At 69.1% G+C, this 14,498-nt stretch carries 15 protein-coding genes; 12 read left to right on the top strand and 3 right to left on the bottom strand.

Features of this window, described 5'->3' with window-relative positions; translation table 11 throughout:
* Positions 1–35: 35 nt before the first annotated feature.
* Together ABB55_RS07950 and ABB55_RS07945 are read left to right on the top strand one after the other, a co-directional pair.
* Positions 36–530 (top strand): hypothetical protein, encoded by a 495-nt coding sequence (locus ABB55_RS07950; RefSeq protein WP_054358332.1) that lies wholly within the window; start codon positions 36–38, stop codon positions 528–530.
* A gap of 20 nt (positions 531–550) precedes the next feature.
* Positions 551–1,159: a hypothetical protein gene (locus ABB55_RS07945; RefSeq protein ID WP_054358331.1), complete on the top strand. Its 609-nt coding sequence runs from the start codon at positions 551–553 to the stop codon at positions 1,157–1,159.
* Here the strand turns inward: ABB55_RS07945 and ABB55_RS07940 are convergent.
* Positions 1,135–1,716, bottom strand: coding sequence for a Uma2 family endonuclease (locus ABB55_RS07940; protein ID WP_054358330.1), 582 nt, complete (start codon positions 1,714–1,716; stop codon positions 1,135–1,137). The genes ABB55_RS07945 and ABB55_RS07940 overlap by 25 nt on opposite strands.
* A gap of 146 nt (positions 1,717–1,862) precedes the next feature.
* Between ABB55_RS07940 and ruvB the strand changes: the two genes are divergently transcribed.
* From ruvB to pal, 7 genes are all read left to right on the top strand, one after another.
* Positions 1,863–2,906 carry a Holliday junction branch migration DNA helicase RuvB gene (ruvB, locus tag ABB55_RS07935; protein ID WP_054358329.1) on the top strand — a complete coding sequence of 348 codons (1,044 nt, stop codon included), beginning with the start codon at positions 1,863–1,865 and terminating at the stop codon, positions 2,904–2,906.
* Entirely contained in the window at positions 2,903–3,367 is a 465-nt protein-coding gene (gene ybgC / locus ABB55_RS07930; protein ID WP_054358328.1) for a tol-pal system-associated acyl-CoA thioesterase, read from the top strand. Before ruvB ends, ybgC begins: the two co-directional genes overlap by 4 nt.
* Positions 3,368–3,732: 365 nt before the next feature.
* A complete protein-coding gene (gene tolQ / locus ABB55_RS07925; RefSeq protein ID WP_083463448.1) occupies positions 3,733–4,455 on the top strand; it encodes a protein TolQ in 723 nt (240 codons plus the stop codon).
* A gap of 12 nt (positions 4,456–4,467) precedes the next feature.
* Complete coding sequence (gene tolR, locus ABB55_RS07920) at positions 4,468–4,923, top strand: protein TolR (protein WP_054358327.1); 456 nt, start codon at positions 4,468–4,470, stop codon at positions 4,921–4,923.
* Positions 4,920–5,993, top strand: a complete 1,074-nt coding sequence (locus ABB55_RS30285; protein ID WP_054358326.1) for a hypothetical protein — start codon at positions 4,920–4,922, stop codon at positions 5,991–5,993. Before tolR ends, ABB55_RS30285 begins: the two co-directional genes overlap by 4 nt.
* A 70-nt stretch (positions 5,994–6,063) precedes the next feature.
* Positions 6,064–7,434 (top strand): Tol-Pal system beta propeller repeat protein TolB, encoded by a 1,371-nt coding sequence (tolB, locus tag ABB55_RS07910; protein WP_054358325.1) that lies wholly within the window; start codon positions 6,064–6,066, stop codon positions 7,432–7,434.
* 205 nt (positions 7,435–7,639) lie between these two features.
* On the top strand, positions 7,640–8,149 hold the full coding sequence (gene pal, locus ABB55_RS07905) for a peptidoglycan-associated lipoprotein Pal (protein WP_054358324.1): 510 nt from the start codon (positions 7,640–7,642) through the stop codon (positions 8,147–8,149).
* Positions 8,150–8,259: 110 nt separating this feature from the next.
* Here the strand turns inward: pal and ABB55_RS07900 are convergent, their stop codons facing one another.
* The gene (locus tag ABB55_RS07900) at positions 8,260–8,805 is read right to left on the bottom strand and encodes a cytochrome b (protein WP_054358323.1); all 546 of its coding nucleotides are present in this window, start codon (positions 8,803–8,805) and stop codon (positions 8,260–8,262) included.
* Between the two features lie 294 nt (positions 8,806–9,099).
* Here ABB55_RS07900 and ybgF point away from each other — a divergent pair, with 294 nt between their 5' ends.
* From ybgF to ftsH, 3 genes are all read left to right on the top strand, one after another.
* Positions 9,100–10,290 carry a tol-pal system protein YbgF gene (ybgF, locus tag ABB55_RS07895; protein ID WP_054358322.1) on the top strand — a complete coding sequence of 397 codons (1,191 nt, stop codon included), beginning with the start codon at positions 9,100–9,102 and terminating at the stop codon, positions 10,288–10,290.
* On the top strand, positions 10,277–11,743 hold the full coding sequence (gene tilS, locus ABB55_RS07890; RefSeq protein ID WP_054358321.1) for a tRNA lysidine(34) synthetase TilS: 1,467 nt from the start codon (positions 10,277–10,279) through the stop codon (positions 11,741–11,743). The genes ybgF and tilS overlap by 14 nt, the downstream gene beginning before the upstream one ends.
* 79 nt (positions 11,744–11,822) lie before the next feature.
* Positions 11,823–13,748: an ATP-dependent zinc metalloprotease FtsH gene (gene ftsH, locus ABB55_RS07885; protein WP_054358320.1), complete on the top strand. Its 1,926-nt coding sequence runs from the start codon at positions 11,823–11,825 to the stop codon at positions 13,746–13,748.
* A 68-nt stretch (positions 13,749–13,816) separates the two neighbouring features.
* Here ftsH and ABB55_RS07880 read toward each other — a convergent pair whose 3' ends face one another.
* Positions 13,817–14,299 (bottom strand): DUF2314 domain-containing protein, encoded by a 483-nt coding sequence (locus ABB55_RS07880; protein WP_054358319.1) that lies wholly within the window; start codon positions 14,297–14,299, stop codon positions 13,817–13,819.
* Between the last annotated feature and the right edge of the window lie 199 nt (positions 14,300–14,498).

Raw genomic sequence — 14,498 nt, 5'->3', positions numbered from 1 at the left:
TTCCAGGGCGCGCGGGACAACCCGTCGGGGGCAGCATGGACGAACCGAACAGGGATGCGCGCGGCCGTTTCGCGCGGCTGACGACCGGCCTCGTCTACATGGCCGTCGGCCCTCTGGTCGGCGCCTGCTGGTTCCTGGCGCTCGCCATGCTGCTCGACCCGACGATCCTTCGGATGATCACGACGTCCTTCAGCGGCGAGATCGCGGTCCTGATGCTGGTGGCGAGCTATCTCTATGGCGCGGCCCCGGCCTTCGCGGCCGGTGCCCTGCTGTGGCGGCCGACCCGGGAGCCGGGCTTTCTGGAATGCCTCTGGATCGGCGCCGTCTCGTCCATGCTCTGGGCCGGCTCGCTCGGCCTGTTCGGGTTCGGCACCCTGCTTGGGCTGACCGCCAGCCCGTCGGCGATCCCGGTCTTCCTGATGGTCGGTTCCTGCGGCGCGGTCTCGGCCGTCGTCACCGCGGCGATCCTGCGCCGTTGGCGGGCCAGCCGCGCGGCGGTCCCGGTCGCGGGCGGCCACACGGGCGTCTGAGGGAGCGGGGCGGGACCGGCATGCGCAAACTCTCCGAAATTCTCGGCGTCACCGTCCTCTTCGCGCTGGCCGGTCCGGGGATCGGTGCGATCCTGGCCCTGGCGACTGTTGTCGGGCTCTGGCTCGTCCGGGGCGCTCCCGCAGCTGATTTCGAAACGGTCGCTGCCGTGCCGGTGATCGTCGTGATGACCGCCTATCGGATCTGGCTGGTCCCGGCCATGGCGACGGGCCTCGTCGTCGGCATCGCCCGCGCCGCCGGGGCAGGGCGCCGCCCTGTGCGGATCGCCGCCGCCGGGCTCGGCGCCGTGATCGGGGCCGGCACGTCGCCCGCCCTGTTCGGCATCGGCCAGCCGCTTCTGGTGGTTCCGTTCGCGATCGGCGGCGGCCTGGCCGGATGGCTGGCCGGGCGGATCGTGGCGCCGCGTGCACCGTCTTCGGCCGAAGCGGCTGCCGCACGCCGCAACGCCGCCATCGAGGCGTTGCGTTATCTCGACCATGACCGGACCGCGATCGCCGCGGCCGTCGATGCGGCCATCGGAGAGGCGGGTCCGGAGGCGACCCAGGACGATCTCGTCCGGCGCGCCGCCGAGCGTCTTGCGGCCGCTCAGCCGGCGAGCACGTCCTCGTAGACCGCGGCGAGCGGCATGCGGAAATCGAGCGCGGCGAGCGCGAACTCCGCGGCCGGGTCGTCGACGACCGTCGTGGTCCACTCGGTGCCCTGGCGCGTCTTGATCTCGACCAGGACGCGGTCGCGATGGACCAGGACGTAATGCTGCAGGCTCGGGATCTGGCGGTAGCCGTCCCACTTGTCGTAGCGGTCGCGCGGTTCGGTCCCGGGGGAGAGGACTTCGATCACCACCATGGGGTCGGGAACGGAGGCCGAGGCTGGTTCCATCGGGCCGCAGCGGACCATCACGTCCGGCAGGACGGCGAAATCCAGTTCGCGCCGCTTCAGGAAGAAGGTCTCCTGGAACACCCGGCAGGGGCGACCGGTCGCCTTGATGTGACTGCGCAGGGCGACCATCAGGTTCTGCGCGATGATGTGATGCTCCCAGCGCGCGCCGACCATGCCGCGGATGACCCGGCCGCCGATCAGCTCCCAGCGCTCGTTGTCCGGCTTGTCGAGCAGCAGCTCCTCGAAGTCGTCGAAGCTCATGGTCTCGTATTTGGGGATCGCGCTCGCCATCGCCCAGGCTCCGGTTCAGGTCCGTACCCGATGATACGCGATGGAATGGCGGCGGCCAAACGGTAGAGTGGCGCCAGACACGATTCGTTCCGCCGCGCGAGCCTTCGCGCAGCCGATGCCCGGAACCCGCCAGGACGCCCGATCCGATGACCACGCCCAAACGCCTCGTCTCCGGGGAGAAGCGCGAAGAGGACGTCGATGCCTCGCTGCGCCCGCAGACGCTCGGCGATTTCGTCGGCCAGGCGCAGGCGCGCGAGAACATGAAGGTGTTCATCGAGGCCGCCAAGGCGCGGCGCGAGGCGCTCGACCATGTCCTCTTCGTCGGCCCGCCCGGCCTCGGCAAGACGACGCTGGCGCAGATCGTCTCGCGCGAGCTGGGCGTCAATTTCCGCGCGACGTCCGGGCCGGTGATCGCCAAGGCCGGCGACCTGGCCGCGCTCCTGACCAATCTCGAAGAGCGCGACGTGCTGTTCATCGACGAGATCCACCGGCTCAACCCGGCGGTCGAGGAAATCCTCTATCCGGCCATGGAGGACTACCAGCTCGACCTGATCATCGGCGAAGGCCCGGCGGCGCGCTCGGTCCGGATCGATCTCGCCCGCTTCACGCTGGTCGGGGCGACTACCCGGCTGGGTCTCCTGACCACGCCGCTGCGCGACCGCTTCGGTATCCCGATCCGGCTCAATTTCTACACCGTCGACGAGTTGGAACTGATCGTCACCCGCGGCGCCCGGCTGATGGGCATCGGCATTACCCCGGAGGGCGCCAACGAGGTCGCCCGGCGCTCGCGCGGCACGCCGCGCATCGCCGGCCGGCTGCTGCGCCGGGTGCGCGACTTCACGGTCGTCGGCGGCAAGGACCGCATCGACCGCCAGTCCGCCGACAGCGCGCTGCGCCGGCTGGAGGTCGACGAGGCCGGGCTCGACCAGCTCGACCGGCGCTATCTGACCGTGATCGCGGTCTCCTTCTCGGGCGGGCCGGTCGGCATCGAGACCATTGCGGCGGCCCTGTCGGAACCGCGCGACGCGATCGAGGAGATCGTCGAGCCCTATCTGATCCAGCAGGGCTTCGTCATGCGCACGCCGCGCGGCCGCGTGCTGACCGCCGCCGCCTTCCGGCATATGGGACTGCCCGTGCCGTCGAGCCGGCCGGACCAGATGCCGCTCTTCACGGCGGGCGACGACGAATGAGCGCCGGACACCCCGATCACGCGCTCGCCGGGCGCATCGAGCAGGGCATCCACCGGCTCGACCTGCGCATCTACTGGGAGGATACCGACGCCGGCGGGATCGTCTATCACGCCGGCTATGTCCGCTTCATGGAACGCGGCCGGACGGATTTCCTGCGCCTGGCCGGCATCCGCCAGTCTGAGCTCGCCGCCGGCCCGGACGGCATCCTGTTCGCGGTCCGGCACATGGAACTCGATTTCCTGAAGCCCGCCCGGCTCGACGACCTCTTGCAGGTGACGACCGCCGTCGAGGAGATCGCCGGCGCGCGCCTGGTCATGCGTCAGGCGGTCCACCGCGGCGGCGAAACGCTGGTCGCCGCGCGGGTGACGGTTGCGGCGATTTCGCCGGAGGGCCGGCCCCGGCGCATTCCGATGCCGATCCGGGCGGCACTCGGCAGCGGGACCGCCGCCGCGGCGGATTGAGCACCGCGCCGTCCGGGTCGTCACGCCCGTCCCATCCCCGGCTGTTCGTCTGCCGCATGGCCGCCACGCCTTGTTGCATTGCGGTAGCGTAATGGTTCCTTAACCTTGACAAGGTCTTGCTGGGATCCACGAAACTGGCCGGGTCGTCGTTTGGCCATATTCGGCAGGCAGGAAGGCGGACAGATCAGGATTGCAATGCCCAGGGGCGGGCACGATCCGGTTCTCCCGCACTCGAACGCCTCCCGACCATTCGCGCCGGGATCGCTCACCACCGGGTCGCCCTTCGGGCGGGCCCGGGGATGGTGGCGCACAGACCGAGGCGGGGCGACAGCCCGCTGCGGCGGCGGCAGAGGAGACGGAACGAGATGGATCCCGCAAACGTCACGCAGGTCGCGCTTACGGCGCCGAGTGCCGCGACGATGTCTCTCCTGACCCTGTTCATCAACGCCCATCTGGTCGTGAAGATCGTCATGATCGGGCTGATCTCGGCCTCGATCTGGTGCTGGGCGATCGTGATCGACAAGGTCATCCTCTACACCCGCACGCGCAAGCAGATGGATCATTTCGAACAGGTCTTCTGGTCCGGCCAGAGCCTGGAAGACCTGTACCGGACGCTCTCCAACCGGACCAATTTCGGCATGCCGGCCCTGTTCGTGGCGGCCATGCGCGAATGGAAGCGGAGCCACGAGGGCGGCCGCGCCGCGATCGGCTCCCTGGAGACGCGCATCGACAAGGTCATGGACGTGACCATCGCGCGCGAACTGGAGCGGCTGCAGTCGAAGCTTCTGGTGCTCGCGACGATCGGCTCGGCCTCGCCCTTCATCGGCCTGTTCGGCACGGTCTGGGGCATCATGACGGCCTTCCAGGGCATCGCGGCGTCCAAGAACACCTCGCTGGCGGTCGTCGCGCCGGGCATCGCGGAGGCGCTGTTCGCGACCGCGATCGGCCTCGTCGCGGCCATCCCGGCGGTCATCGCCTACAACAAGCTGTCCTCGGATTCGAGCGCGCTCGGCGCCCGGCTGGAGACCTTCGCGGACGAATTCTCGGCGATCCTGTCGCGGCAGATCGACGAGCGGCAGGCGGCCTGAGGGGGATCCGACATGGGCATGGCTGTCGGGGGTGGCGAGAGTTCGGGCGGGCGCCGGCGTCGGCGCAGCTCCAAGCACGCCATCATGAATGAGATCAACATGACGCCGTTCATCGACGTCATGCTGGTGCTGCTGATCATCTTCATGGTCGCCGCGCCGCTGATGACCACGGGCGTGCCGATCGACCTGCCCGAATCCAAGGCCAAGCCGCTCGAGGGGCTGACCCAGCCGATTACCATTTCGGTCGACGCCAAGGGCAAGCTGTTCCTGCAGGACAAGGAACTGAAGATCGAGGATCTGATCCCGACCCTGCAGGCGATGGCCAAGAACGGCGCCGACGAGCGCATCTATGTGCGCGGCGACAAGGCGGCCGATTATGGCGCGGTGATCCGCGTCATGGGGCGCCTGAACCAGGCCGGCTTCAAGAAGATCGGCCTCGTCTCCACCGAGGAGGTTGCGGCGCGGTGAAGCTCGGGCTGCCGGCATCGATCGCGCTGCATTCGGCGCTTCTGGCCTGGGCGATCCTGTCGCTTCCCGGCTCGAAGACCGATTCCGTCACGGTGGTCGATGCGCTTCCGGTCGAGTTCGTGCCGATTGCCGAGGCGACGCAACTGCGCCTCGGCCAGAAGACCGCCAAGCCCGCCCAGGAGATCGTCCCGAAGGAGACCGTCAAGGCGCTCAAGGACACGACCGGCGAGCGTGCCGGCACCAGCAAGGCCGAGGAACTGCCGCCTCCGCCGCCGCCGGAGAAGAAGCAGGTCGCCGCCGTCAGCAAGGACGACCAGAAGCCGACCCCGCCGCGCCCGCCCGAGCACAAGCCCGAGCCGCCGAAGCCCGAGCCGAAGCCGGAACCGAAGCCCGTCGCCAAACCCGAGCCGAAGCCTGACGAGCCCAAGCCGGAGAAGCCGCGCGAGGCCGAGAAGGCGCGCGACAACGGCGAAGGCAAGCCGCCCGAGGTCAAGGAGCCGCCGAAGGACCAGAAGGCGCTCGACAAGATCCTGGAGAAGGCCGAGAAGAAACCCGAGCCGAAGCCAGAGGCGAAGCCCGTCGCCAAGCCGGTCGCCAAGCCGGAGCCGACCCGCACGGCCAGCGTCGCGACGCCGACGACCGCCTCGGACTCCAAGTCCTCGTTCAATGCCCGCGACATCTCGCAGATTCTGAGCCGCACGCCGACCGGGACCGCGGCCTCGACCGCGCCGCGCACCGCCTCGCTCGGCAGCGTGACCGGTCAGAACAGTGCCATCAAGATGACCCAGACCGAGGTCGACGCCTTGATCGGGCAGATCAAGAAGTGCTGGAATCCGCCGATCGGCTCTGCCGAAGCCAATATTCGGGTGGTCATGCGCTTCTCGCTCAATCAGGATGGCACGGTTAACGGACGACCCTCGGTGGTCAGCGGTCCGGCCCATGCGCTGGGCCCCGGCCTCGGTCGCAGCGCCGAGCGTGCGATCCTGCAGTGCGGCCCGTACCGGCTGCCTGCCGAGAAATTCCAGACCTGGTCCGACATCGAAGCCACTTTCGATCCGAAGGACCTATGACCAGCACCGCTCAAGGCCGACGGCGTTTCGGGTCCGGCCGAGACGCGTGGCCAAGACGACGAGGAAGACCATGACGACCTTGTTCCGGCGCCTGGCCGGATTTTCGGGCCGCGATCGGGCCATCCGTGGGATGGTGGCGGCGCTTGCCGCTCTGACGACGGTCGTCCTGGCGACTGCCGCAGCGGTCGCGCCTGCCGCCGCCCAGTTGAAGATCACCATCACCCCCGGCCAGCCGTTCACGCCGATGCCGATCGCGGTGCCGGGCTTCTCGGGCGATCCCCAGCTTGGCGCCGAGGTCTCGCGCATCGTCGCGCAGGACCTGAAGACCTCCGGCTATTTCGCCCCGGTCGATCCCGCCGCCTATCTCGACAAGGTGGTCGGCGCCGGCGAGATGCCGAACTGGAACAACTGGCGCCCGCTCAACGTGCAGGCCCTGGTCGCCGGGACGGTCTCCGACCAGGGCGGCCAGATCGTCGCCCAGGTCCGGGTCTGGGACGTGGCGACCGGCCAGCAGCTGGTCGGCCAGCAGTTCGCCACCTCGCGCGACAATATCCGCCGCCTCGCCCATATCGTCGCCGACGCCGCCTATTCGCAGCTGACCGGCTTCAAGGGCATGTTCGACAGCCGCGTCGCCTTCGTCGACGAGACGGGCCCGAAGAATGCCCGCGTCAAGCGTCTGGCCATCATGGATTGGGACGGGCAGGGCGTGCGCTACCTGACCCGCGGCCAGGAACTGGTGCTGACGCCGCGCTTCTCGCCGACCTCGCAGCAGGTCGCCTACATGTCCTACGGCCAGGGCGACCCCAAGGTCTTCATCCTCAACGTCAATAACGGTGCGCGCCAGCTGGTCGGCGACTTCCCGTCGATGACCTTCTCGCCGCGCTTCTCGCCCGACGGCGGGCGGCTGCTCTTCTCCCTGCAGAAGGAGGGCGACGCCAACATCTACGTGATGGATCTGGCCAGCCGGCAGGTGCGCCCGATGACCCAGGGCGCGGCGATCGACACCTCGCCGTCCTACTCGCCGGACGGATCGCAGATCGTGTTCGAGTCCGATCGCGGCGGCTCGCAGCAGCTCTATGTGATGGGCGCCGACGGCGCCAATCCGCGCCGAATCAGCTTCGGATCGGGTCGCTATTCGACGCCGGTCTGGTCGCCCGACCCGGACAACAACTACATCGCCTTCACCAAGCAGGACGGCGGGTCGTTCAAGATCGGGGTGATGCGTCCGGACGGCTCGGGCGAGCGCATCCTCACCGAGGGCTACCACAACGAAGGGCCGACCTGGTCGCCGAACGGCCGCTACGTCATGTTCTTCCGCGAATCGGGCGGCCCTTCCGGCGGCCCCGGGCTCTGGCTCGCCGATGTGACCGGCAACGTGCTGACGCAGATTCGGACGCCGGCCTTCGCGTCGGATCCGGCCTGGTCGTCGCTGCTCAAGTGATGCCCTGATGCAACAGTAAAGCGCCGGCACCGGAGTGCCGCCGGCGCGACACCTTTCGACCACACTCGGGGTCGACACAGAAATCCAGCAATTCAGCCGGTCCTGAAGCGCAGTAAACGTTTCGTTCACCATGCTTCTGTACCGCACCTTAACCAAGCCGCATTAGGGATACTAAAGAGTATCCATTCGAAGGAGCAAGCCGACCATGTCTCTCGTGCTGCGTCATGGGCGCGTCGTGAAGTTCGCCGCCGCGCTCGCGGCCACCCTGGCGCTCGGCGCCTGCGCCAGCCAGACGCCCTCGGAGATGGGGGCCGGTGGCGGCCTCGGCGGCGCTGGCGCCGCCACTCCGGGCAGCCAGCAGGATTTCGTCGTCAATGTCGGCGATCGCGTGTTCTTCACGATGGATTCGTCCGATCTGACCCCGGAAGCCCGCGGCACGCTCGACCGGCAATCCGCCTGGCTCGCCCGCTATGCCCGCTACACCGTCACGGTCGAAGGCCATGCCGACGAGCGCGGCACCCGCGAATACAACATTGCGCTCGGCGCCCGCCGCGCCGCCGCAGCCCGCGACTACCTGATCTCGCGCGGCGTGCCGCCGACCCGTCTCAAGACCATCTCCTACGGCAAGGAACGCCCGGTCGCGGTCTGCGACGCGGACACCTGCTGGAACCAGAACCGCCGCGCCGTGACGGTGCTGAACGGCGCCGGTTCCTGACCGAATCCCGCTGCCCGACGGCAGCCTGATACGAAGACGCGAATCGGCGGCCGCGAGGCCGCCGATCTGTTTTGGTCGGTTGATTCGGTCTGCTGATTCGGTCGGGGCCTTCAGCGCGCCGGCACCAGCATCCGCCGGATCAGGCCGTCGCGGTCGACGATGGCATGCTTCAGCGCGCCGAGCACATGCAGGCCGACCAGCACCAGGATCGCCTTCGAGGCGATGGCATGGACGACCTCGAGGCCCTCGTGCAGCCAATCGATCTTGGGCATCGGGCTCGGGATCGAGGCGATGTCGAACAGGTTGATCGGCCGTCCGCCGGCCCAGATCGACAGCGGCCCGGTCACGATCAAGACCGCGATCAGGGCCAGCAACGCGGCCTGGACGAAGACCGCGACGCGGTCGAGCGCCGGGCTCTTCGAGGCGACATGCGGCACCGGGCTGGCGAGGCGCCAGAGGATGCGGGCGGCCAGGAAGGCGAAGCCGATCACGCCGAGCCCGACATGCAGGTTGCGGGCGGCGATGAAATCCGGCCCCTTCGGAATATCCTCGAGACGATTGCCGAGAATGAAAAGCGCGATCACCAGCGCGGCGCCGATCCAATGCAGGGCGATCGACAGGCTGCCGTAGCCGGCGGTGGAATCCTTGACGGACATGGGTCTGTTCCCCGTTTCGAAATGCGTCCGCACCTTGAGCCTTGCCGCATGGCAGCAGGGATACCGGCACGTTACGGAATGGTAATCTTTGCGGCCGCCGCCCTGTGGCCGCCCTGCAACCCTCCCGCTTCCGCTTCAAATCAGTCAAACTTTGGCCGAATGCCTCGCGCCATGGTATCCGCGAGTTTCCGGAGGTGGCCGCCCGCCGGGCGGCAGGCGACCTCCGTGGACCGGGGCTTCTCCTCAATGGCAGGTATCGTCGTACCCACAGCGCCCCCTCCCGGCTTGCCCGGGTTGGTCTCGCGCATCTTCGGCGCCGGCGGGCGCCTCCTCGTCGGCGCCGTCCTGGCGCTCGGGCTGGCCGGTCCGGCCGCCGCGCAGAACCTGTTCGGTCTGGGCGGTGACAATGGCGCCGACATGGCCCAGCGGCGCCAGGCCGAACTCAATCTGAAGATCCAGCAGCTCGAAGGCCAGATCCGCAATCTGAACGGCCAGCTCGAGCAGATGGGCTTCCAGGTCCGCCAGTTGCAGGACGGCATGACCCGCATGCAGAAGGACTTCGAGTACCGCCTGCAGGAGATCGAGAACGGACAGGGCGGTCAGCAGCCGCAGCGCCGGCCGCAGCCGGGCCAGAAGAAGACCGAACTGGCCCCGCCGGCCGGTGCCGTCTACGCCGACGACGGGGCGGTGCCGGCCCCGCCGGCTCCGATCGGCGCTGCTCCGGGGCGCGCCGCCCAAGCCGGCGGCTATCCGGCCGCGCAGGGCGGGGTCTATCCGGCAGCGCCGGTCTACGGCAATGCGCCGGCCGGCCCGGTGCCGCGGCCCGGCCCGGGGGCGCCGCCCGCGCCGCTCGGGCAAACGTCCTCCAGCGGCGATCCGATCGGCGGCGTGATCGGCGGACAGGGGCCGCTCGATCTCGGCGCCCGCAACGGTGCCGCGGGGGCCAATGGCGGCGTCATCTATGCGCCGGCCCCGCAGGCGGTCCTCCAGGACAGCGACGCCCCTCCGGGCGTCAATCTGGGGCCGCCGCCGCCCCAGCCGCGGACCGCCGCCGTCACCACCGTCAATCCGCGCCTGCGCGGCGCCGAGCCGGGCGGCATGGCCAGTCCGGCCGACGAATATGACGCCGCCTACGGTTACATCCTGAACGGCGAGTACGAACTGGCGGAAACCAGCTTCCGCACCTTCCTCGCCAACCACCCGACCGACAAGCGGTCCGGCAGCGCGCTCTATTGGCTCGGCGAGAGCCTGCTGGCGCGCAACATGTTCCGCGAAGCCGGCGACGCCTTCCTGAAGAGCTACACGCAGTATCCCGACGGCCGCAACGCGCCCGACAGCCTGCTCAAGCTCGGCATCGCGCTGCAGGGCTACGGCGAGCGCAAGGCCGCCTGCACCAGCTACGACGAACTCCTGACCAAATATCCCAAGGCCTCCAAGCCGATCCGCGACCGCGCCCAGGCCGAGAAGATCCGTGCCAAGTGCTGACGGTCCGCTCGGCCGGACCGAAGCGGATCGGCTGTTCGCCCCGCTTGCCGGTTTTCGCCGACTGGCCGTCGCCGTCTCGGGCGGTGCCGATTCGACCGCGCTGGCGCTCCTCCTTGCGGAGTGGAGTGCGCGCCGTCCTGGCGCCGAGCCGCCCGTCGTCCTGACCGTCGACCACGGCCTGCGCGCAGACTCCGGCATCGAAGCGCTCGCCGTCCTGCGTCTCGCCGACCGTCTCTCCCTTCCGGCCCGTTCGCTCGTCTGGCGCGGCGACAAGCCCGCCGCCAACCTGCAGGACGCCGCCCGCCGGGCGCGCTATCGCCTTCTTCTCGCCGCCGCCCTCCGGGCCGGCTGCGACGGCCTCGTCACCGCCCACACGCTCGACGACCAGGCCGAGACGCTGCTGCTCAATCTCGCTCGCGGCAGCGGGGTCCACGGTCTCGCCGCGATGCCCCCGATCCGCCGGCTCGGACCCGTCGCCCTGCTGAGACCCTTCCTGACCGTCCCGAAGCGGCGCCTGGTGGCGACGCTCGAAACGCGCGGGCTGGACTGGATCGAGGACCCGTCGAATCGGAGCGAGCGCTTCGCCCGCGTGCGGATGCGCAGCCTCCTGGCATCGGCCGGAGCCTTCGGCCTGTCGCCGGAGCGCCTCGCCCTGACCGCCGAACACATGGCGGCAGCCGCCGGCGCGCTCGATGCGGCGACCGCGGCCGTGCTGGCCGAGGCGCTGATCCATCCCGGCGGCTTCGCGCGGATCGCGCGGGCCGCGCTCGCATCGGCGCCGGACATCATCCGCCTGCGTGCGCTCGGCAGCCTCGTCCGTCACGCCGGGGGTGCCGGTCCCGGACCGCGCGCCGAGCGACTGCAGGCGCTCGGCGCGTCGATCGCCGCGGGCGGAGCGCTGACCCGGCGCACGCTCGGCGGGGCGCTGATCCGGCCGGACGGCGACGATCTCTGGTTCCTGCGCGAAACCGGCCGCTCCGATCGGAGCCCGATGCCGCTCGTGCCGACGGGCGCCGTCCTCTGGGACGGTCGTTTCGCGGTCGGGGCGCCCGACGGCGCAGCGCTTCCCCTGACCGTCGGCGATCTCGGCCGTGCGGACGCCAAACGGATCGTGGCCGCGCGGGGCCTCGACCTGCCGGCTTTCGCGCTGGACGCCGTCCCGGCGATCCGGCGCGGCGAAACCCTCGTCGGCGTGCCCGCCGTCGGGATGGCGGAGGCCGCGGACGTGGCGGTCGTCGCGCTGCCGGCGGGCCTTTCGGAGCTTGTCGCGGCCGCCCCGACCGATCCGGATTCGGCCGCCATTCTCGCCGCCGTCCTGGCCGATCCGGCAGGTTCCCGCCGCCGTTTGGACCCGTTTGAGGCCGCCGTGGAACCGAACGTAACGATTCCGTCATCGGATCGGACATCCGAAGTCCGGTCGACTTGGCTTTCGCCGGTCCACGACCTATTTTAGGTCTCGGAACGCGGGAGCCATGGGCAGTCGGCACAGGCCGGCTGCGATCCTGTGTTGCCCGTTTTTGTGGGAAATCCTGATGAACGCCAATTTCCGGAACTTCGCACTGTGGGTCGTGATCGGTCTCCTGCTGATCGCGTTGTTCCAGCTGTTCCAGGCTCCAGGCAAATCGGGCGACCAGACCGATATCGCCTTCTCGCAATTCCTCGACGAGGTCGAGAACGGGCGCGTCAAGGACGTGACCATCGTCGACCAGCAGATCTCCGGCAACCTGACCAGCGGCGGCCGCTTCCAGACCTACGCGCCGAAGGACTCGCAATATGTCGAGCTGCTCCGGCGCAAGGAGGTGATCATCAAGGCGCGGCCGGCGGGCGAGAATTTCAGCCTGCTCAACGTGCTGATGACCTGGTTCCCGATGCTGCTGATCGTCGCCGCCTGGCTGTTCATCATGCGCCAGATGCAGGGATCCGGCGGCAAGGCGATGGGCTTCGGCAAGTCCAAGGCCAAGCTTTTGACCGAGGCCCACGGTCGCGTCACCTTCGACGACGTGGCCGGCATCGACGAGGCCAAGGAGGATCTCCAAGAGATCGTCGAGTTCCTGCGCGACCCGCAAAAGTTCCAGCGCCTCGGCGGCCGCATCCCGCGCGGCGTGCTGCTGGTCGGCCCGCCCGGCACCGGCAAGACGCTGACCGCCCGCGCCGTCGCCGGCGAGGCCAACGTGCCCTTCTTCACCATCTCGGGCTCCGACTTCGTGGAAATGTTCGTCGGCGTCGGCGCCAGCCGCGTCCGCGACATGTTCGAGCAGGCCAAGAAGAACGCGCCCTGCATCATCTTCATCGACGAAATCGACGCGGTCGGCCGCCATCGCGGCGCCGGCCTCGGCGGCGGCAATGACGAGCGCGAGCAGACCCTCAACCAGTTGCTCGTCGAGATGGACGGCTTCGAGCCGAACGAGGGCATCATCATCATCGCGGCCACCAACCGGCCCGACGTGCTCGATCCCGCGCTGCTGCGTCCCGGCCGCTTCGACCGCCAGATCGTCGTCTCCAACCCGGACGTGATCGGGCGCGAGAAGATCCTGAAGGTGCATGTGCGCAAGGTGCCGCTCGCCCCGGATGTCGATCTGAAGGTGATCGCCCGCGGCACGCCCGGCTTCTCGGGCGCCGACCTGATGAACCTCGTCAACGAGGCGGCGCTTCTGGCGGCCCGGCGCTCCAAGCGCATCGTCACCATGGCCGAGTTCGAGGACGCCAAGGACAAGATCATGATGGGTGCGGAGCGCCGCTCCTCCGTCATGACGCAGGAGGAGAAGGAACTGACCGCCTATCACGAGGCCGGTCATGCCATCCTGGCGCTGAACGTGCCGTCCGCCGATCCCCTGCACAAGGCGACCATCATTCCGCGCGGCCGCGCCCTCGGCATGGTGATGCAGCTGCCTGAGGGCGATCGCTATTCGATGCGCTACAAGTTCATGACCTCGCGTCTGGCCATCATGATGGGCGGCCGCGTCGCCGAGGAGATCACCTTCGGCAAGGAGAACATCACCTCCGGCGCCCAGTCGGACATCGAGCAGGCGACCAAGCTGGCGCGGGCCATGGTGACCCGCTGGGGCTTCTCCGACGAGCTCGGCACGGTCGCCTATGGCGAGAACCAGGAAGAGGTGTTCCTCGGCTATTCGATGGGCCAGCGCCAGAACATTTCCGAGGCGACGTCGCAGACGATCGACCGCGAGGTCCGTCGCCTGATCGATCAGGCCTATACGGATGCACGGCGCATCCTGACCGAGAAGCACGACGCCTTCGTCGCGGTCGCCAAGGGCCTGCTCGAATACGAGACCCTGTCGGGCGACGAGATCAAGGAACTGATCAACGGCAACCCGCCGCACCGTGATTCCGGCGACAAGCAGTCCAGCCAGCGGTCCTCCGCCGTGCCCAGCGCCGGCGGCGCCAAGCGCGAGACCAAGGCCGGCGAGCCGGAAGGCGGCGTCGCCCCGCAGCCGAGCTGACGGGCGTCCGTCAGGCCCTCATGATCGCGCCCGCCTCCCCGGAGGCGGGCGTTTTCGTTTCGGCCACGTCAGTCGCAGGCGAAGCCGGCCGCCTTCAGTTCGGCGATGCCGGCGGCGCCCTTCTGGCGGCCGATCAGCACGCAAACCGAATAGCCGCCGGCCATGCGGCCGTTCTTCTCATAGATCCAGTCGACGATTTCCGAGCGCTTGACCTCGATCGTCTGGCCGGGCGTGAAGCCCTTCACGATCGCGGGCGTGTTGCCCAGCGACCCGGCCACCGTGTCGGCGCCTTTCAGCGTCAGCCCGTTGATCCAGACCCATTCGGTCACACCGCCTTGTCGCAAGGGGACCTTGACCGCGTGTCCGCCGGTGCCGGGGGCTGGCGGGATCGCCGTCTTGAGGAATTCGGACAGGCTCGCCTGCGCCTTGCCGGCGGCAACGGCGAGTTCCCGATCGTTTTGCGGCGCCTTGACGATGTTGTCGGCCTGGGCGGGTGTGCCGGTCAGGCATAGGCCGAGCGCCAGGACGGCGCCGGCGTGTCGAAGTGACATTCTGCATCCTCCGGTTCGGTCCGCCACTGTACCATCGGACTCGCGGTCGGGAAGGGATGCCGCAAATTTGGCGCGGGCCTTTTGAACCCTGTGTGAATGCGTGGCACCTTGCCGCCCTCGGTCTCGGCGACTCGGTGGGAACTGCTGCCCGTCGCCCGTCCGGCGACGGGTCTGGCCTGCCGGCCGGTTGATGGGGTAT

Origin of the sequence: Prosthecodimorpha hirschii, from assembly GCF_001305515.1 — a bacterium.
GTDB classification, from domain to species: domain Bacteria; phylum Pseudomonadota; class Alphaproteobacteria; order Rhizobiales; family Ancalomicrobiaceae; genus Prosthecodimorpha; species Prosthecodimorpha hirschii.
Note: the sequence above shows the minus strand (reverse complement) of the source record. Positions and strands in the feature narration are given on the sequence as shown.

Coding starts and splice junctions, on each gene's coding strand:
- ABB55_RS07950 (WP_054358332.1), top strand. CDS start 36: ATGGACGAACCGAACAGGGATGCGCGCGGCCGTTTCGCGCGGCTGACG.
- ABB55_RS07945 (WP_054358331.1), top strand. CDS start 551: ATGCGCAAACTCTCCGAAATTCTCGGCGTCACCGTCCTCTTCGCGCTG.
- ABB55_RS07940 (WP_054358330.1), bottom strand. CDS start 1,716: ATGGCGAGCGCGATCCCCAAATACGAGACCATGAGCTTCGACGACTTC.
- ruvB (WP_054358329.1), top strand. CDS start 1,863: ATGACCACGCCCAAACGCCTCGTCTCCGGGGAGAAGCGCGAAGAGGAC.
- ybgC (WP_054358328.1), top strand. CDS start 2,903: ATGAGCGCCGGACACCCCGATCACGCGCTCGCCGGGCGCATCGAGCAG.
- tolQ (WP_083463448.1), top strand. CDS start 3,733: ATGGATCCCGCAAACGTCACGCAGGTCGCGCTTACGGCGCCGAGTGCC.
- tolR (WP_054358327.1), top strand. CDS start 4,468: ATGGGCATGGCTGTCGGGGGTGGCGAGAGTTCGGGCGGGCGCCGGCGT.
- tolB (WP_054358325.1), top strand. CDS start 6,064: ATGACGACCTTGTTCCGGCGCCTGGCCGGATTTTCGGGCCGCGATCGG.
- pal (WP_054358324.1), top strand. CDS start 7,640: ATGTCTCTCGTGCTGCGTCATGGGCGCGTCGTGAAGTTCGCCGCCGCG.
- ABB55_RS07900 (WP_054358323.1), bottom strand. CDS start 8,805: ATGTCCGTCAAGGATTCCACCGCCGGCTACGGCAGCCTGTCGATCGCC.
- ftsH (WP_054358320.1), top strand. CDS start 11,823: ATGAACGCCAATTTCCGGAACTTCGCACTGTGGGTCGTGATCGGTCTC.
- ABB55_RS07880 (WP_054358319.1), bottom strand. CDS start 14,299: ATGTCACTTCGACACGCCGGCGCCGTCCTGGCGCTCGGCCTATGCCTG.